The sequence below is a fragment of the Halobacterium zhouii genome (genome assembly GCF_021249405.1).
GTDB classification, from domain to species: domain Archaea; phylum Halobacteriota; class Halobacteria; order Halobacteriales; family Halobacteriaceae; genus Halobacterium; species Halobacterium zhouii.
In genome coordinates this window covers 1,014,421-1,033,258 of record NZ_CP089593.1, presented here as the reverse complement: position 1 = coordinate 1,033,258, position 18,838 = coordinate 1,014,421, and the positions used below count along the sequence as shown (strand labels likewise).

The 18,838-nt window shown below is 65.5% G+C and carries 16 protein-coding genes; 7 read left to right on the top strand and 9 right to left on the bottom strand.

All coding sequences use genetic code 11. The features are described from left to right. Window positions 1-4: 4 nt before the first annotated feature. Together LT970_RS05300 and LT970_RS05295 are read right to left on the bottom strand one after the other, a co-directional pair. Window positions 5-1,102 (bottom strand): DNA topoisomerase IV subunit A, encoded by a 1,098-nt coding sequence (locus LT970_RS05300; RefSeq protein ID WP_232688423.1) that lies wholly within the window; start codon window positions 1,100-1,102, stop codon window positions 5-7. Continuing rightward, the gene (locus LT970_RS05295) at window positions 1,095-3,527 is read right to left on the bottom strand and encodes a DNA topoisomerase VI subunit B (protein ID WP_232688422.1); all 2,433 of its coding nucleotides are present in this window, start codon (window positions 3,525-3,527) and stop codon (window positions 1,095-1,097) included. The genes LT970_RS05300 and LT970_RS05295 overlap by 8 nt, the downstream gene beginning before the upstream one ends. A gap of 202 nt (window positions 3,528-3,729) precedes the next feature. Here LT970_RS05295 and gyrB point away from each other — a divergent pair, with 202 nt between their 5' ends. Together gyrB and gyrA are read left to right on the top strand one after the other, a co-directional pair. After that, window positions 3,730-5,649, top strand: coding sequence for a DNA topoisomerase (ATP-hydrolyzing) subunit B (gyrB, locus tag LT970_RS05290; protein WP_232688421.1), 1,920 nt, complete (start codon window positions 3,730-3,732; stop codon window positions 5,647-5,649). Between the two features lies 1 nt (window position 5,650). Continuing rightward, window positions 5,651-8,185, top strand: coding sequence for a DNA gyrase subunit A (gyrA, locus tag LT970_RS05285; RefSeq protein ID WP_232688420.1), 2,535 nt, complete (start codon window positions 5,651-5,653; stop codon window positions 8,183-8,185). A gap of 197 nt (window positions 8,186-8,382) precedes the next feature. Here gyrA and rocF read toward each other — a convergent pair whose 3' ends face one another. Then, window positions 8,383-9,288, bottom strand: a complete 906-nt coding sequence (gene rocF, locus LT970_RS05280; RefSeq protein ID WP_232688419.1) for an arginase — start codon at window positions 9,286-9,288, stop codon at window positions 8,383-8,385. 92 nt (window positions 9,289-9,380) lie between these two features. Here rocF and LT970_RS05275 point away from each other — a divergent pair, with 92 nt between their 5' ends. After that, entirely contained in the window at window positions 9,381-9,698 is a 318-nt protein-coding gene (locus tag LT970_RS05275) for a hypothetical protein (RefSeq protein WP_232688418.1), read from the top strand. Window positions 9,699-9,791: 93 nt separating this feature from the next. Here LT970_RS05275 and LT970_RS05270 read toward each other — a convergent pair whose 3' ends face one another. Then, complete coding sequence (locus tag LT970_RS05270; RefSeq protein WP_232688417.1) at window positions 9,792-10,709, bottom strand: NAD-dependent epimerase/dehydratase family protein; 918 nt, start codon at window positions 10,707-10,709, stop codon at window positions 9,792-9,794. A 117-nt stretch (window positions 10,710-10,826) separates the two neighbouring features. Between LT970_RS05270 and LT970_RS05265 the strand changes: the two genes are divergently transcribed. From LT970_RS05265 to LT970_RS05250, 4 genes are all read left to right on the top strand, one after another. Further along, window positions 10,827-11,360: an Rrf2 family transcriptional regulator gene (locus tag LT970_RS05265; RefSeq protein WP_232688416.1), complete on the top strand. Its 534-nt coding sequence runs from the start codon at window positions 10,827-10,829 to the stop codon at window positions 11,358-11,360. A 93-nt stretch (window positions 11,361-11,453) separates the two neighbouring features. After that, window positions 11,454-12,623 (top strand): NAD(P)/FAD-dependent oxidoreductase, encoded by a 1,170-nt coding sequence (locus LT970_RS05260; protein ID WP_232688415.1) that lies wholly within the window; start codon window positions 11,454-11,456, stop codon window positions 12,621-12,623. Between the two features lie 67 nt (window positions 12,624-12,690). Beyond that, window positions 12,691-12,849 (top strand): hypothetical protein, encoded by a 159-nt coding sequence (locus LT970_RS05255; protein WP_232688414.1) that lies wholly within the window; start codon window positions 12,691-12,693, stop codon window positions 12,847-12,849. Window positions 12,850-12,852: 3 nt separating this feature from the next. Next, entirely contained in the window at window positions 12,853-13,371 is a 519-nt protein-coding gene (locus tag LT970_RS05250; protein WP_232688413.1) for a GrpB family protein, read from the top strand. A 179-nt stretch (window positions 13,372-13,550) separates the two neighbouring features. On the opposite strand, the gene LT970_RS05245 is transcribed toward LT970_RS05250, so the two are convergent. The 5 genes from LT970_RS05245 to LT970_RS05225 form a co-directional block, all read right to left on the bottom strand. Next, entirely contained in the window at window positions 13,551-14,372 is an 822-nt protein-coding gene (locus tag LT970_RS05245) for a nucleoside phosphorylase (protein WP_232688412.1), read from the bottom strand. Window positions 14,373-14,453: 81 nt separating this feature from the next. Next, window positions 14,454-14,921, bottom strand: a complete 468-nt coding sequence (gene cdd / locus LT970_RS05240; RefSeq protein WP_232688411.1) for a cytidine deaminase — start codon at window positions 14,919-14,921, stop codon at window positions 14,454-14,456. 68 nt (window positions 14,922-14,989) lie between these two features. After that, a complete protein-coding gene (locus tag LT970_RS05235) occupies window positions 14,990-16,075 on the bottom strand; it encodes an ABC transporter permease (RefSeq protein WP_232688410.1) in 1,086 nt (361 codons plus the stop codon). Further along, complete coding sequence (locus LT970_RS05230; RefSeq protein WP_232688409.1) at window positions 16,068-17,300, bottom strand: ABC transporter permease; 1,233 nt, start codon at window positions 17,298-17,300, stop codon at window positions 16,068-16,070. Before LT970_RS05230 ends, LT970_RS05235 begins: the two co-directional genes overlap by 8 nt. Beyond that, entirely contained in the window at window positions 17,297-18,817 is a 1,521-nt protein-coding gene (locus tag LT970_RS05225; protein ID WP_232688408.1) for an ABC transporter ATP-binding protein, read from the bottom strand. The genes LT970_RS05230 and LT970_RS05225 overlap by 4 nt, the downstream gene beginning before the upstream one ends. Window positions 18,818-18,838: the final 21 nt, after the last annotated feature.

The window sequence follows — 18,838 nt, the reverse complement described above, 5'->3', positions numbered from 1 at the left end:
CGTTTTAGATGACGCCCATCTCGTCGAGTCGGTCCGGGAGGTAGGTGTCGGTGACGAAGTCGAGGCCGCGGGACGCGAGCGCCTGCTGTTCTGCCTTCTTCTCGATGTCGAGTTGGAGTTCGATCTGTTCGGTCCAGAAGTCGCTCTGGAAGCGCGGGTCCTCGAGTTCGGATTCGAGGGCGTTGACGTCCGAGTCGCTCAGTGGGTCGGTCGGGAGGTCGTAGTCGACGATGTCCTGGGGCGTGATGCCGAGGTACCGGGCGTCGGGGGTGGCGAGGTATTCCGAGAGGTGTGCGGACTTGATGGAGCCGTAGGAGACGGAGCCGAAGATGCGGTAACTCCACGGGTCAGCGTCAGTGAACACCATCACGGGGAGGCCAACTTCGTCGTGGAGGCGCTTGGTCAGTCGGCGCGTCGCTCGCGCTGGCTGGCCGCCGAGGTGGACGACGAGGGCGTCGTGTTCCTCGTCGAAGCCGTTCTCCACGAGGCGGTCGCGCATACCACCGGTCTCCACGCACATCACGAACTCGGCGTCGCACTCCACGAACTCGATAGTGTCCGGGTTGTTCGGAATCTGGTAGCCGCCCTGCCCGACGTCGTGCTGGCAGTGGATCTCCCGGTCGCCGCGATTGGTCTGCTCGCGGAGGAGCAGTGGCCCCATGACCTTCGCGCCGGACTCCTCGGGGCGCATGTGGAAGTCCTCGCGTTTCACGCCGGAGACGATCTCTAAGTCCTCGATGAGTTTGTCGGACTCGCTTTGCTCGTTGAACTTGGCTTCCTTCTCGTCCCAGGACTCCGAGAGGTAGTACAACTCACGCAGCGTCGACGAGCGGTCGTCGTCCAGTTGGTGAGCGAGGAAGTCGATGGTGTAGACGGCTTTCAGTAGTTTTCGAGCGCCGCGCACGGAGTTCGCGGAACGGGTGCTTTCGCCGTCGCCGTACACCCAGACGCCCGCGTCCTCGTCGAAGACGATGTTGGATTTCGAGCGCGTCGGCAGGCTCATGCGGGGAATCTCCCCGTCGTCGAACTGGTCGTAGAACTCTGCGGCCATGTCGATGAGGCGCTCGCGGGCGTCCGCGTCGCCGGATTCTGCGTCACTCATTGGTGTTGGTTCCGTTGTTCACGGTGAGTCGAGCGTCCTCGACCCCCTGTACGGAGAGGTCGAACGTTGCGTCCTCGCCCACCTCGTAGGTGAGCGTCTCGTCGTCGTCGCCGGAGACGGAGGGAGACCACTTCACGAACCACTCGCCGTCCATCTCGACGACGTTCGCGTCCTCGGCGTCGACGCTCGTCGGTTCCGCGGAGACGATGTCGGTGACCTCGAGGTCCGCGGATTTGCTGCCGTGGTTCTCCACGCACAGCGACACCGTCCCGTTCTCCGTCTCGCGCTCGACGAGCACGTTGTTCATGATGCGTGCGAGGGAGTCCTCGACGGCGAGTTCCTCGCGGTCGGTCATCTCGCTGACCTTCGTCGCCATCTTTGGGAGGATGTCCATGATGACGTTCTGTTTCTGCTGGCGCTTGCGCATCGAGCGGCGCTGCTTGAGGAACGACTTGAGGTCGCGGGCGGCCTCCCGTACCGCGAGTTCGATTTCGTCCTCGATTTCGGGGACGTTCGCGACAGCGTCCTTCGACTCGCTGGTGAACGGCACGTTCGTGGACGCGACGTGTATCATGATGACACAGGGGCCGTTCGGGACGCCGGAGCCACCTGGCTGGTCGAGGTTGTAGTTCCGCCAGCCGATGTTCCGGATGACGTCCGTGGTGGCACACGCGCCGCGCTGGTAGACCAGTGGAACGCGGTTCGCAAAGCGCATCAGGTCCACCTTCCCCTCGGCCTCGAGTTCGCCGCCGTACGCGATGCCGGCTTCGACGACGAACGGGTCGCCGCCGTGGACGTCGGCGTCGCGGGTGGCGGCGGCGTAGAACTCGGCGTCGAACTCCTTCTTGAGACCGGCCTCGATGAGGCTGTCGTCGATGGGTGAGAGACACGACGTCGGCGGCGCCATCACGTCGACGGTTTCCATCGCGTCGAGCAGGTCACTGGCGGCGTCTCGGTCGCCAGCCAGTTCTCGCGTGAGCGGCGGGTCGTCGGCGACGCCAGCCATGTCCGCCCAGAGCTCTCGAATGACGTTCTCGCGAGCGGTTTCACCGATGGTCACGTCGTCGTACTCCTCGGTTTTCTCCGCCGAACGGTAGACGTACTCTTCCAGGTCTGCACGCGTCGCGCGGTCCCTGTCGTCGCCGTCCTCGAACTTGTTCGCGATGCGTTCGGCGAGTCCTCGCACCGTCGCGTCGTCTTTCTTGTTCGTCGTCGCGGCGTCCACGGCGACGAACACGTCCCCTGCTCGGTCCTCTGTGATGGTGTTCCAGACGGCGTCGACGACGTTCTCTTGAACGGTGTCACCGAACGTCGTGCCGGTGTTCGATTCCACGTCCTCGGCGACGTCCGCGACGGTGTCCTCGACTTCCGTGTACGACACTCGTTCGGCGTCGTCCACGCTGTCGACGACCTGCTCGGCGAACATCTTCGTGTGCGTCGCGTCCTTGTTCGAGACGGCTGCCACGACCGCCGTTTCGAGGTCGGTCTCGGACTCGATGCCGGGCGGCCGCCACCGCATCTCGCGGCCGTAATACTGGTCGCGGAACGCGTTCTCGATGTTCTCGGCCGTCTTCTTCCCGACGCGAGTGAACTCGGCCTGCAGGAACCCCGAGATGGAGTGGGAGTCCGTGTCCGAGAGCATCTTGATGAGCGTCCCCAGTTCGACGCCGTGGGGGTGTGGCCGAATCTCCTCGGTTTCGGCGGGGAGACCGGCGTTGTCCGCGCGTTCGGCCTTGATTTCGCCGTTTGGCTCCTGCAGTTCGATGCGCGCGTGGGGGTTCACGACCGCGGTGTGCTTGATGTAGTCGTGGAGTTGGCCGCGGGCGCGCATGTTCGCTTCCATGTCCATCTCGATGCGCGTTCCGTGGGTCCCGCGAAGGTCGCTCTCGGCGGCGGAGAGTTTCTTCTCCACGTCGATCTCGGGTTCGTTGGTGTCCGTGTCGATGATGAGTTCGTAGTAGTGAGAGACGTCGTTGCCCTGGGTCCGGCTCTCGATGCGAACCGGCTTCCCCGAGGTCAACTGGGAGTACAGCACGGCCGCCGAGATGCCGATTCCCTGCTGCCCGCGTGACTGCTCGCGGGCGTGGAACCGCGACCCGTACAGCAGTTTCCCGAAGATCTTCGGGATCTGTTCTTTGGTGATGCCGGGGCCGTTGTCCTCCACGGTGAGCGTGTAGTAACTCCCCGTGTCCTCGATGTCGACGAGGAGGTCCGGGAGGATGCCAGCTTCTTCGGTGGCGTCGAGGGCGTTGTCGACGGCCTCCTTGACGGCCGTGACGAGCCCTCGCGCCCCGCTGTCGAAGCCGAGCATGTGCTTGTTCTTCTCGAAGAACTCGGCGATGGAGATCTGGCGCTGGCTCGCGGCGAGTTCTTCCGCGATTCCCTCGCCGTCCCCCTCGCTGAGGGTAGACTGGAAGGACGTCATTCGGTGTCTCCTCTTGTCCGGCGTCTCATAAAGGCCTCTCGATACCGGGGTGAAAGTGAAACGAGCTAGTAGTCCGAGCGTATCCATCAGTAGTTCGCTCGCTACCACCCTGGCTGAAATATAATCGACATTTGTCTGACACACGCGTGCGCGCGTGCGAGCCTTTTTTACGGCCCGGTCGTCTACTACGTAGCAACCCATTATGTCCGAGCAAAGCGAGTACAGCGCAGGCCAGATCCAGGTCCTCGAGGGCCTGGAGGCGGTGCGGAAACGGCCCGCGATGTACATCGGCTCTACTGACTCTCGAGGCCTCCACCATCTGGTCTACGAGGTCGTCGACAACTCCATCGACGAGGCACTGGCCGGCTACTGCGACCACATCGAGGTGACCCTCCACGAAGACGGGTCCGTCAGCGTCTCCGACGACGGCCGAGGAATCCCCATCGACACCCACGAGGAGTACGACCGCCCGGCGGTCGAAGTCATCCTCACCGTCCTCCACGCGGGCGGAAAGTTCGACAACAAGTCCTACCAGGTGTCCGGCGGCCTCCACGGCGTCGGGGTCTCCGTGGTGAACGCCCTCTCCGAGAACCTTGAGGTCGTCGTCGACCGCGACGGCGGAGAGTACCGCGAGAAGTTCGAGGGCGGCGAACCCGTCACCGACCTCGACCGCATCGGCGACAGCGAGGGATCCGGGACGACGATTCGATTCAGCCCGGACAGCGACATCTTCGAGACTCTGGAGTTCGACTTCTCCACGCTCGAGACCCGTCTCCGGGAACTCGCGTTCCTGAACTCCGGCGTCGAGATCACGCTCCGCGACGAGCGCGGCGAGGGCGACGAGGACCGGATTGCCTCGTTCATGTACGAGGGCGGCATTCGGGAGTTCGTCGAGTACCTCAACGAGACGCGACAGGCGCTCCACGACGACATCATCTATTTCGAGGACGAGGAAGACGACATCCACGTCGAAATCGCGATGCAGGCTTCCGACGACCTGCAGTCCTCGACCCACGCGTTCGCCAACAACATCAACACCCGCGAGGGCGGCACCCACCTCACCGGGTTCAAAACTGCGCTCACGCGCATCGTCAACGACTACGCGAACGACCGCGACATGCTCTCGGAACTCGACGGCGAGAACCTCACAGGCGAGGACATCCGGGAGGGTCTCACCGCGGTCATCTCCATCAAACACCCCGACCCCCAGTTCGAGGGGCAGACGAAGACGAAACTCGGCAACAGCGAGGTCCGAGGCATCGTCGAGTCGACGGTCCACGAGGGTCTGGGGACCTACTTCGAGGAGAACCCTGACACCGCACGAGCAGTCATTCGGAAGGCTGTCGAGGCCGCGAAGGCCCGGAAGGCCGCCAAGAAGGCTGAGGAGTTGACGCGCCGGAAGAGCGCGCTCTCATCGACGAGTCTTCCCGGAAAACTCGCGGACTGCCAGTCCAAGGATCCCGACGATTCGGAGTTGTTCATCGTGGAGGGCGACTCCGCGGGCGGGTCCGCCAAGCAGGGCCGGAACCCCGAGTTCCAGGCCATCCTGCCCCTCGGCGGGAAGATCCTGAACGTCGAGAAACACCGGCTCGACCGGATTCTCGAACACGACGAGATTCGACACATCATCACTGCACTCGGCACGGGCGTCGGCGACGAGTTCGACATCGAGGACCTCCGCTACAAGAAGATCGTGATGATGACGGACGCCGACGTCGACGGCGCGCACATCCGTACCCTCCTGCTCACGTTCCTCTACCGGCACATGAAGCCGCTCATCGAAGCGGGGTACGTGTACGCCGCGCAACCGCCGCTCTACCGCATCCGGTACCGCGGCGAGACGTACGACGCGATGACCGAGGAAGAACGCGAGGAGATCATCGAGGAGAAGTGCAACGGCAACCCGACGCAGGTCCAGCGATTCAAGGGTCTCGGGGAGATGAACCCCCAGCAGCTCTGGGACACCACGATGGACCCCGAGAACCGCATCCTCAAGCGCATCACCGTGGAGGACGCCGCCGCGGCGGACAAGATGTTCTCCGTGCTGATGGGGGACGCCGTCGAACCGCGCAAGCGATTCATCCAGGACCACGCCCAGGACGCAGAGTGGGTGGACATCTAACATGAGTTCGGAATCACCAGACGTACCAGACGACGTCGCAGACCGTGTGAAGAACGTGCGCGTCGACGAGGAGATGGAGCAGTCGTACATCGACTACGCGATGAGCGTCATCGCGGGTCGCGCGCTGCCCGACGTGCGGGACGGCCTCAAGCCGGTTCACCGCCGCATCCTCTACGCGATGCACGAGGCAAACATCACGAGCGGGTCGAGCCACCGGAAGTCCTCGAACATCGTCGGGGACACGATGGGTGACTACCACCCGCACGGCGACTCCCCCATCTACGACGCGCTCGTGCGGATGGCCCAGGACTTCTCGATGCGCTATCCGCTCGTCGACGGGCAGGGGAACTTCGGCAGCGTCGACGGTGACCCGGCGGCGGCGATGCGGTACACGGAGGCCCGCATGTCGCCCATCTCGGAGGAACTGCTGACGGACATCGAGAAGGACACGGTCGACTACCAGTCGAACTACGACGACCGTCTGATGGAGCCGACCGTGCTGCCGTCGGCGTTCCCGAACCTCCTCGTCAACGGATCCTCTGGCATCGCCGTCGGGATGTCGACGAACATCCCGCCGCACAACCTCGGCGAGGTCATCGACGCGACCATCGAACTCATCGACAACCCCGAGTGTACGGTCGTCGACCTGATGGAACACGTGAAGGGGCCGGACTTCCCGACGGCCGCGAACATCGTCGGGCGCTCGGACGTCAAAGAGGCCTACCAGACCGGTCGCGGGCGACTCCGCGTTCGCGCGGAGTACCACATCGAGGAGGGGTCGAACGGTGACAGCATCGTCATCACGGAACTCCCCTACCAGCAGAACAAGTCCCGACTCGTCGAGCGCATCGCGGACGACGTCCGGGACGGAAAACTGGAGGGCATCACCGACCTCCGCGACGAATCCGACCGAAACGGCGTGCGCGTCGTCGTCGAGTTGAAGCGCGGCGCGAACACGGACGTCGTGGAGAACCAGCTCCTCGAATCCCGCCTCGAGCGCACGTTCAGCGTCATCAACCTCGCGCTCGTGGACGGCCAGCCGAAGGTGCTGACGCTGAAGGAGACCCTCGAGGAGTACGTCTCTCACCGCCGCGAAGTGGTGCGGCGGCGCTCCGAGCACGACCTCGCGGAGGCCGAGGACCGCGCGCACATCCTCGAAGGCCGCCTGAAGGCCCTCGACCACGTCGACGAGGTCGTCGACACTATCCAGAACTCCGAGGACCGAGACGCCGCGAAGGCGGCGCTCCGTGAGACGTTCGACTTCACCCAGGAGCAGGCCGAGCACATCGTCCGGATGCAACTCGGCAGCCTCACCTCCATGGAGTCCGCGGAGATCGAAGAGGAGTACGAGGACGTCACCGCGACCATCGAGCGCCTGGAGGAGATCCTCGCCAGCGAGGACGAACTGATGAGCGTCATCAAGGACGAACTCCGCGAAGTTAAGGACGAGTACGCGGACGAGCGCCGCACATCGTTCGTCGAGGACACGGGCAACGTCACCGACGAGGACCTCATCCCCGAGGAGGACGTCGTGGTCGTGCTCTCCGAGGGCGACTACATCAAGCGCGTGCCCGCCGAGACGTTCAAACCCCAGCACCGCGGCGGGAAGGGCATCATCGGCACCGACCTCAAGGACGAGGACAGGGTGTCGACGGTGTTCACCGCGAGCACCCACGACTACCTGCTCTGCTTCACGAATCAGGGCCGCGTCTACCGCCTGAAGGTCTACCAGGTGCCGGAGATGTCCCGGACTGCTCGCGGAACGTCCGCCGTGAACATCCTCAACCTCGACGACGACGAGGAGATATCCGCCGTCGTCACCGCCGACGACCTCGACATCGACGGCATCGCCGACGACGATGCCGCGGACCCCGACAGTGACTCCGCCGAGGAGGACGAGTTCCTGACGATGGCGACCCGGGACGGCTACGTGAAGCGCACGGACGTCACCGAGTTCTCGAACATCCTCTCGACGGGTATCATCGCCATCTCGCTGGAGGACGGTGACGAACTCGCAGACGTCGTGGTGACGGACGGCGAGAGCGACGTCGTGCTCGGCAGCGAGAACGGGATGGCCATCCGCTTCGACGAGAACGACGTGCGCCCGATGGGCCGCAACGCGCGCGGCGTCCGCGGCATGGACCTGGAGGGCGAGGACCGCGTCGCCGGCATCGCGCCCGCCCGCCCGGACGACGACCGCTCGCTCCTGACGGTGACCGAGTACGGCTACGGGAAACGCACGCCACTCTCCGAGTACCGACCGCAGTCACGGAACGGCAAGGGCCTCGTGGACATCAAGACCGGCGACCGAAATGGCGACGTCGTCTCCCTGGACACCGTCGAGTCCGGCGACCACGTCGTCGCGATGAGCGAGTCCGGCCAGATCATCCGCATGCCCGTCGACGAGGTGTCCTCGGTCGGTCGGAACACGAAGGGCGTGAAGGTGATGGGCGTAGAGGAGGGCGACGAACTCGCCGCTGTCAGCGTGTTCACGCCCAAGGAGAACGAAGACGACGAAGCGGAAGACGACGAGTAGCGCTACGTCACCCAACCAATTTTCTGGCGGCTCCCAGCGTCGGCGAGCGAGCGGTTCGAAGAACCCGAGCGACGCCGTTCACCGCGCCGTAGGCGCGGGCCGACGACCGAGCGGAGTGAAACGAAGCGAGGGAGGAGTGCTTTTAGTGCAGGTTTTGCCAGAGCGCGCCGGAGGCGCGCTCGCAGCAAAACGTGCGTTTACAGGATCCGTTTCCCCATGGCGCTCGCCGCGAGTTCGGCGGCGATGTCGGCGGTGCGGTTGGTGTCGTCGAGGATGGGGTTGACTTCGACGAGTTCCATCGAACGGAGGACGCCGTCGCTGCGGTGGCGTTCGGCGACGGCTTCGAGGGCGGCGTGGGCTTCGCGGTAGGTGGCGCCGCCGCGGACTGGGGTGCCGACGCCGGGGGCTTCGTCGGGGTCGAGCCAGTCGACGTCGAATGAGACGTGGACGCCGTCGGTGCCGGCGCTGGCGACGTCGAGGGCGTCCTCGGTGACGGCGGTGATGCCGCGTTCGTCGATCTCGCTCATGGGGAACGCGGTCATGTCGCTGTCGCGGATGGCGCGTCGTTCGTGGTCGTCGAGTTTCCGGAGGCCGACGAGCGCGACGTTCTCCTCGCTGAGGCCGGGGGCGTTCGCCCACGGCATCTCCGCGAAGTCGCCCTGGCCGAGCGCGGCGGCGAGTGGCATGCCGTGGACGTTCCCGCTGGGGCTGGATTCGGGGGTGTTGAAGTCGCCGTGGGCGTCGAACCAGACGACGCCGACGTCGGCGTCGCGCGCGCTGCCGGCGATGGAGCCGATGGCGACCGCGTGGTCGCCACCGAGGACTAGCGGGAGGTTATCCTCGGCGATGGCGCCAGCGACTTCGTCCGCAAGGCGACTACAGACGTCCTCGATCTCGGGGAGGAACTTGGCGGCTTCGTCGCCGGGGTCGCGTTCTTCTGCGCGCGGGACGAGCAGGTCGCCGGAGTCGGACGGATCGACGCCGGCTGAGCGGAGTTTTTGGGCAAGGTCGGCGTAGCGGATGGCTGAGGGTCCCATGTCGACGCCGCGTCGGTCGGCGCCGTAGTCCATCGGCGCGCCGATGATCTGGACTGGTCTGGTCATGGACGTTGGTAGGGCGAGCAGCCCTTAGTAGGCCCGGAAGTCGCCGTGGTTACCATCAAGTTTTATGGTAATAGTTGACGCATACCGAGTGTATGCCCTCCAAACGAAGAGAGTTCACAAACCTCGCGCAGTACGTGTTTGCGCGGTTCGTATGGCTCTTTCTGGCGAGGAATCCCAGGGGCGGAGCGTACGCCGAACTGAAGCGGCTTCGCATCACGGAGTGGGTGGTGTTACTGATCCCGTTCGGGATGTTGGTCTCGGCCGGAGTCTGGCTGCACCTCTTCTTACCCCGGAAACTGGTCCCGCTCGCCGGGGCAGTGATGGGTCTCAGCCTCCTGGTCGGGGTGGCGCTTGCTGCGTCGACAGTAGTGCTCGCTTGGCTGGTGGACTGGCACCACTACTACCTCTGACGCCCTCCCGAACCACGCAGCCCCGGCCTGCCGTCGCTTCGCAGCATCTACTGAGCCTGACGGAGAGAAACACGACGTAAGCGACTTCAGCCGCTACTCCTCTCGGTACGGCGCGACGACCTGTTCGACGCCGTCCTCGAAGTCGACGGTCGGCTCCCAGCCGGTCGCCTCGTGCATCTTCGAGGGGTCGGCACAGGTGTGGAAGACGTAGTTGTCGAGAGGAACGGGTTCGTACTCGGGTTCGACGTCCGTCCCGAGGGCGTCGTTGATCAACTCGACCATCTCGTTGAACGAGTACGTGTCGCCGGTGCCGAGGTTGTAGACGCCGTCGAGTTCGTGTTCGGCGGCGAGTTCGAGGCCGCGCACGATGTCCGAGACGTGCGTGAAGTCCCGGGTCTGGGAACCATCGCCCCAGAGTACGGGGGCTTCACCACTCGCGATCTCGTCGGTGAACTGCGAGAGCGTGTTCGCGAACTCGCCCTTGTGTTCCTCGTTGCCGCCGTACCCCTGATAGACGGAGAAAAAGCGCATGCCGGCGAGCGTGAGGTCGTGGAAGTCAGCGAAGTACTCGGCGTAGCGTTCGCGGCCGAGCATCGAGGCGTCGTAGCCCGTGGACGCCTCGACGGCCATGTCCTCCGAGCACGGGTCGCGCTGGCTGCCGTAGATGGAGGACGTGGAGGCGTAGACGAAGGTGTCACAGCCGTCGTCGCGGGCCTGCTCGACGACGTTCACGAACCCCTCGATGTTGACGCGAGCACCCTCCCGAGGGTTCTCCTCGAGCATCTGCCGAGAAGAGAGCGCGGCGAGATGGAAGACGACGTCGACGTCTGTCGGCAGGTCGTCGTCGAGCACGTCAGCCTCGACGAACTCCACATCGTCCGAGAGGTTCTCGGCGGTGCCGAGGTAGCCGTTGTCGAGGGCGACGACGTCGTTCTCCGCGGCGAGATGGTTCGACAGGTTCGATCCGATGAATCCAGCCCCGCCCGTGACGAGCACACGGTTGCCGTTCATACCCGGTGGTTGACGCTCTCCCGGTAAAGCCTACCGCTTCCGGACCTCCTGGGAAGTGAACCCGCAAACACCGTACCCATCGGGGGATTTAAGAAATTCAGTTGCGAACAAACATGCATGTCATCGATTGAATTGACCTCCAGCCAGAAGACTATCCTGCGCTCACTGGTAGATCTGTATACGCAGCAAGAGCAGGCAGTCAAGGGGGAGGACATCGCCGAGGAGGTAGACCGGAACGCGGGAACCATCAGGAATCAGATGCAGAGCCTGAAAGCACTCCAGTTGGTCGAGGGTGTGCCGGGACCGAAGGGCGGGTACAAGCCCACGACGAACGCCTTCGAAGCCCTCGAGATACAGCAACTCGACAGCGCCGCCGAGATTCCGATTCTCCACGAGGGCGAGGAGGTCGCGGACGTGAACGTCCAGGAGATAGACCTCACGAGCGTCCACCACCCCGACCTCTGCCGCGCCGAGATCCACCTCCGGGGATCGATCAAGGACTTCCACGAGGGCGACCGGGTGACCGTCGGCCCGACACCGCTGTCGAAGCTCGTCATCGAGGGCACGCTCGACGGGAAGGACGACACCAGCAACGTCCTGATCTTGAAGATCGTCTCGATGGAGGCCCCCGCCGAGGAACCGGCGCACTGACCGGCGGCGATGTTGACGGCGATCGGACAGGAACCCTGATTCTGGCGGGGTCGTTTCAAAGGCTTTGTATCACCGGAATGCCCACCCGTAGATATGACTACGAGAGTCGTCGTTCTCGGTGCTGGCTACGCGGGCGCCGGCGCGATACCAAAACTCGAATCCGAACTCGGCGCCGACGCCGAGCTCACCTGGATTTCGGACACTGACTACCACCTCGTCCTCCACGAGGCTCACCGCGTCATTCGAGACCCCGGCGTGGCTGAGAAGATTACGGTGCCCACAGAGGACATCAAGTCCCCGAGCACGACGTTCGTTCAGGGCAGTGTCGAGAACGTCGACGTCGAAGAACGCGTCGTCGAACTCGCAGACGGCGAGGACGTCGAGTACGACTACGCGCTCGTCGGCATCGGGTCGGACACCGCCACCTACGGCATCGACGGGATGGGCGAGCACCCGCTCACGCTGAAGAGCCTCGAGGACGCCCGAGAGATCCACGACAAGGTCAAGGAGGCCGCGCGCGAGGCGACCCGCGAGGACCCCGCGACGGTCGTCGTGGGCGGCGCCGGCCTGTCGGGCATCCAGAGCACGGGCGAGATCGCCGAGTTCCGCGACCGCCACAACGCGCCCATCGACATCTACCTGGTAGAGGCGCTGCCGGAGATCTTCCCGCCGGGCGACAGCGAGATCCAGGGCGCGCTCCGTCACCGTCTCGAAGACCGCGACATCGAGATTCTGACTGACGACCCCATCACGGCCGCGAACGAAGACAGCATCGAGTTCGACGAGCGCGACGTGCTCGACTACGACGTGTTCCTGTGGACGGGCGGCGTCACCGGGCCGAGCGAACTCGGCGAGGTCGACGTGGACAAAGAGCACAACCGCCTGAACGCGGAGTCGAACCTCCAGACGGCGGACGACCGCGTGTTCGCTGTCGGTGACTGCGCGATGGTCGAGCAGGCCGACGACGAGGTCGCGCCGCCGACCGCACAGGCAGCGTGGCAGGCCGCCGACGTCGCCGCGGAGAACATCGCGCGAGCGATCGAGGGCCGCCGGCTGAAGACGTGGACGTACGAGGACCAGGGAACGCTCATCTCCGTCGGCGAGACCGCGCTCGCCCACGAAGTCCAGATGAACGGGTTCTCCTCGCCGGTTCGCACGTTCAACGGCACGCCCGCGAAGGTGCTGAAGAAGGGCGCGGCGGCGCGCTGGATCGCAAAGATCACGTCGTGGCCGACGGCGTTGCAGTCCTGGGACGCGCTGTAGGCCGACTGGGCTCCCGACTCGGTCTCGCGATAACAGATTTGAATAGCGAGTGCGCCAGTGTACCGGTATGGTCGCCGAACTAGTCGGTATCGCCGTTATGACCCTCGTCGGAATCACGTTCATCGCGATCGGCGCGTACATCGGCGCGCTTCGCGCACTCGACACCTTCTACTCCGGGGAGGACAGCATCTTCCTCTCTGACGATGCCGGTCCCCGAGGCCAGTAGACGATGGTCGGACTCGAGCGCGGCACGGTCGAACTCGAGCCCTACGACCCGGCGTGGCGTGAGGCGTACGAAACAGAAGTCGAGTGTCTTCGCACCATCGTTGGTGGCCGCGTCCGCTCGTTCGAACACGTCGGTAGTACTGCGGTCGAAGGACTGCCCGCGAAACCAGTTGTCGACCTGCTAGCGGTCGTCGACGACCCCGACGAGACCGACACTCTCGTCGACGTGCTCGAGTCGAACGGCTACGAACACCGACCGAACGACGACGTCCCCGACCGCGTGTTCCTCGCGAAAGGACCGCCCGAGAATCGCACGCACTACCTCTCGCTCGTGGAACGTGACAGCGACTGCTACCGGGAGCAGGTCGCGTTCCGCGACCACCTCCGCGAGCATCCGAACGTCGCCGAAGAGTACGCCGGACTCAAACGGGAGTTGGCAGCCGAACACGGCGACGATAGGGCGGCGTACACCGCCAAGAAAAGCGCGTTCGTGGAGCAGATACTGGACGACGCGACGGAGTGAGTCGCCCAAACGCGATGCCGAATCTCAGTCCAGGCTCAACCCCGCGTGCCACCGATCCACGCCCGCTTCGCGCTTCTTTTCGTCGGCATGCACCTTTTTCCGGTTCGGGTGTGCTGCGCACACCACTCAGCGCAAAAATCTGCACCAAAAAACTCGCGAACGCGAAGCGTTCGCGTAAATTACTCCAGGCTCAGCCCCGCGTGCCACCGATCCACGCCCGCTTCGCGCTTCTTTTCGTCCATCTTCGCGAGCAGTTTCACCGCGAGGCTCGCCGTCTCGACGGCGCGGTTCTCGCCCTCGGTGAGGAACTCCCCGGTCTCGCGGTTCGCGAACACCGAGCAGACGGCGCCCGCGCGCAGGCCGTAGATGTTCGCGAGCGTCAGGATGGCGGCGGCCTCCATCTCGATGTTCTTCACGTTCGTGTCCCGGAGTTCGTCGAGCATCCCCTCCGCATCGCGCGCCTCGAACCCATCGAAGCCGGGGCGACCCTGCCCCGCGTAGAAGCTGTCCGAACTCATCGTGAGGCCGACGTGGTAGTCGTGACCGAGGCGTTCGGCGGCGGCGACGAGCGCGGAGACGACCTCGTGGTCCGCGACCGCAGGGTAGTCCTCGCGGACGTACTCGTCGCTCGTTCCCTCCTGACGGACGGCGCCGGACGTGATGACGAGGTCCCCCGGTTCCATGTTGGCCTGGAGCGCGCCACACGAACCTACGCGGATGAAGGTGTCAGCGCCGACGCGCGCGAGTTCCTCCACGGCGATGGCGGCCGACGGCGACCCGATGCCGGTCGACGTGACCGAGATGGGGGTTCCATCGTACTCGCCGGTGACGGTGCGGTACTCGCGGTGGTACGCCTTCTCCTCGTGGTCGTCCCAGACAGGCGTCACCTTCTCGATGCGCTCGGGGTTCCCGGGGAGCAAGACGGCGTTCGCCACGTCGCCCTCCCCGACTTCGATGTGGTACTGGACCTCGTCGTTCGGGTCCTCGCTGTTACCGGGCATACCCTGGAATTCTCCGCCGGGGGCTAAATGCCTCCGCATTGCCCGCGGGCGACTCCGCGCAGCGTCCACCAGCGAACGGGTTCAGCGCTCGACCATCTCCCGCGTGATGGTGTTCGGGAGCAGTTCCCCGAGCGTGTACTCCACGAGGTCGCCGTCCTCGTCACAGAGCACCGGGAACGTCTCGGTGCAGAACTCAGCGAGCGTCTGCCGGCACATCCCACAGGGCGTGACGCCGTCGCGTTCGCCGGACGCGACGACGAGTTTCGAGAACTCCGTGTGGCCCTCGGCGACCGCCCGGGAGAGCGCGACCTCCTCGGCGTGGAGGCTGTTCGAGTAGTTCGCGTTCTCGATGTTACACCCGGTGTACACGTCGCCGTCGGCGGTGACCAGCGCCGCGCCGACCGTGTACTCGGAGTACGGCACGTAGGCGTCCGCGAGAGCGCCGCGAGCAGCGTCCAGCAGTTCGTCGTTCGTCGGCCCGTCGGCCGCCACGTCGCTAGTCGAACCGCCGTCTGCGGGATTGCCACTCGAGGAGTCAGCGTCGTCCATGCACGTTGGTTCGTGGACGCGCGTGAAAAAGTCGCCGTCCGCGGCCGCGGACGACACACTGCGGCCAGCTAGCTGTCCTCGCCGGTGTCGTAATGCTCGCCCGCCGAGTCCGGCGTGCGAGTCCGGCCGACGAGCACGAGTACGAGCACGACCGTCACGTACGGGATGCTCTGGATGAGCTGGGACGGGATGTCGTACGGCGTGAACTGCTGGATGCCGATCTGGAGGGAGTCCAGACCGGAGAACAGCATCGCTGCGGCGAACGTCCCGAGCGGGTTGTAGTTCCCGAACAGGTACGTCGCGATGGCGATGAACCCCTTGCCGTCGATCATCGTCGTGCCGTTCCCGACGAACGACCCGACGTGGCCGACGGAGAGGGATGCGCCGCCGATGCCGGCGAGCACGCCGGAGATGAGGACGCCCGCGTACCGCACGTGGTGGACGCTCACCCCCGCGGTGTCCAGGGCTTTCGGGTTCTCCCCGGCTGCCTCGATCCACCGCCCGAACGCGGTGTACTCGAGGACGTACCAGGACGCCGCGACCGCCGCGAACATCAGGTAGACGATGGGGTTCGCGCGGAGCAACACCTGTCCGACGTACTCCAGTGGCGCAACCCCCGAGTTCACGAACAGGTCGTGGAGAACGGGCACCGTCCACTCGCTGAACCGGCTGATGGAAGCCGTGTTCTTGCTCCCGAACACGACCGTGGACGCGAACGGTGCGAGACCCAGCGCGACCAGCCACACCGCGAGGCCCGCGATGATCTGGTCGGCCTCGTACTCGATGCAGACGACCGCGAACAGGCCGGCGAGCAGGACGCTCGCCAGCACGCCGACGAGGAACCCGACCCAGAGGTCGACGGACGTGTCCCCGCCGAGCGCCCACGCGGCGAGCACCGCGGTGAACGCGGAGATGATGAGCAGGCCCTCGAGGCCGATGTTGATGACGCCGGACTTCTCCGCGAAGATGCCTCCGAGCGCCGCGAGCGTGATGGGGACCGCGAGTCGGAGCGCGATCTCGGCCATGATGGGCCGGGACGCGATGTCCACGAGTTCGCCCGCCGCGCTGCGCGGGAACAACACGCCGAGTACGACGACCGCGACGGCGAACGCGACGAGGGCGCTCGCGATGGTAGAGCGCTCGGGTTTACGCATCGACGTCACCCCCGACGCCGAGGCTGGCGCCGATCATCCTGAAGAACTCCGGCATCGCCACGAACAGGATGACGAGGCCACGCAGGACGTCCACGAGCGACGGCGGGACGTCCGTGCCGAACCCGATGGCCGCAGAGCCACTCTTGAGCACGCCGAACAGGAGCGCGGCGAATCCGACGCCGAGCGGGTTGTTGCCCGCGAGGATGGAGACGGTGATGCCGTCGAACCCGAGTTGCGGGAGGTTCGCGAGCCACCGGCCCTGCACCATCATCACGAGCACGGCGCCACCGACGCCGCCGAGTGCGCCCGAGAGCGTCATGCTCGCGACCATCGTCTGCTTCTCGCTGACGCCGCCGTAGGCCGCGGCCTCGGGTTGTTCGCCGCTCGCGCGGAGGTCGTATCCGAACACGGTGCGCGCGAGCAGGTACGCCACGCCGACCACGAGCGCGACGGCGAACAGGAGACCGAGCAGACTGAAACTGTCCCGTGGCTGGAACGCGAACGGGACGGTCGGGATGTACGCTGCCGTCGGGATGTTCGCGGTCTGCACGAGCGAACTGTCCGGCGGCGTGAACCACGACGAGACGACGACGTACGCGAAGTTCGCGGCGACGAAGTTCAGCATGATAGTGGTGATGACCTCGTTCGCGTCGGCGTACGCCTTCAGCGCGCCGGGAAGCGCGCCCCAGAGACCGCCCGCCACCGCACCAGCGAGAACGCCGACGGGGACGAGCACGAGCGTGCCGAGCACGCCGCTGGGCGCGACGCCGCCGAGGTGGATGGTCGCGAGGGCTGCCGCAAGCGCGCCAAGCACCATCTGGCCCTGCACGCCGATGTTGAACATGCCGGCGCGGAACGACACCGCGACCGCGAGGCCGGTGAACACCAGCAGGGTGGCGTTCTGGAGGGTCACCGCCATCCGGAAGTGCAGCGGCGTCCAGTTGCCGCTCAACGGGTGGCCGATGGCGCCCAGGAACAGTTCGTGGTACACCGCGACCGGGTCGTAGCACAGCGGCGTCGGCACGCCGAGGACGGTCGCCTTCGTCGCGCACGTTGCGGCGAGCCCCGCGAGCACGACGATGACGAATCCGACGGCGACGGCGAGCACGAGCGCCGCGACGCTGATGACCATGCGTTCTTTCGCCGACGCGTCGACGAGACGCGACAGCGTCCGCCGCCACCGGGGTTGGGATTCGGTCGTCGCCCGCGGCGAATCGTCGTTCATCGGGCCTCCGGCCGCTGGCCGGCCATCAGGAGTCCGAGTTCCTCTTCGGTCACGTCGTCCGGGTCCACTTCGTCCATGAATTCGCCCTCGTACATCACTGCGAGTCGGTCGGAGAGACTCGTCACCTCGTCGAGTTTCGAGGAGACGAGCAGCACCGCCGTACCGTCGTCGCGCAGTTCGAGCAACCGCTCACGAATGAACTCCGTCGACCCGATGTCGACGCCCCGCGTCGGGTGCGTGACGACGACCAGGTCTGGGTCGCGTTCGAACTCGCGGCCGACGATGAACTTCTGCTGGTTGCCGCCGGAGAGGGAGACGGAGTCGGCGTCCACGTCCCCCGGTCGGACGTCGTAGGTGTCCACGACGTGCTCTGCGTGGTCGCGTGCGCGCTGCCAGTCGATGCGGCCGTCGTCGGCGAACGCGGGGGCGTGCTGGCTGCCGAGGATGCCGTTTGCCACGAGGTCGAAGTCCATCACGAGACCGCGTTCGTGGCGGTCCTCGGGGACGTAGGACATGCCGGCGTCGATGTGTTCTCGGCGGGACGCGTCCGTCACGTCCTCACCGTCGAACTCGACGGAGCCCTCGTCGGGAACCTGGAGGCCGGTGATGGCTTCGACGAGTTCCGACTGACCGTTCCCGTCGACGCCCGCGATGCCGTACACTTCGCCCGCCCGCACGTCGAGTGAGACGTCTTCGACGCGGTCGATGCCGTCCGAGTCCGTGACGGTGAGGTTCGAGACGCCGAGAACCGTCTCACTTGGGTCGCCGGCCGACGGTTCGATGTCGAGGAGCACCTCCCGCCCGACCATCAGTTCCGCGAGTTGCTCGCGGGTCGCGTCGGCAGCGGGCAGCGACCCGACGTTCTTCCCGTCTCGGAGCACGGTGACGTCGTCGGCGGCGTGCAGCGCTTCGCCGAGTTTGTGCGTGATGAAGATTATCGTCTTCCCCTCCGCGGTGAGCTCCGAGAGCACGTCGAAGAGGTCCTCGACCTCCTGGGGCGTGAGCACCGCCGTCGGCTCGTCGAGGATGAGCACGTCTGCGCCGCGGTACAGCGCCTTCAGAATCTCGACGCGCTGCTGGACGCCCACGCTCACGTCCTCGACGCGGGCGTCCGGGTCGACATCGAAGCCGTACCTGTCACAGAGGTCCTGGACGGCGTCCCGGGCAGCGTCCCGGTCGACCCTGAGCCCGCCCCACTTCCGGGGTTCGTTGCCGAGCACGACGTTCTCCGCGACCGTCATCGGGTCCACGAGCATGAAGTGCTGGTGGATCATCCCGATGCCGGCGTTGATGGCGTCCCGCGGCGAATCGAACGTCCGGGGCTGACCGTCGACCTCGATGGTCCCCTCGTCGGCCTCGTAGAGACCGTACAGGACGTTCATCAGCGTCGTCTTTCCCGCGCCGTTCTCGCCGAGCAGGGCGTGGACAGTTCCCTCCTCGACGGTGATCGATACGTCATCGTTCGCGACAACGCCGGGAAACCGCTTGGTGATTCCCGACAGGGAAATCGAAGTCATCAGTTCGGTCGTCGAGCGGTG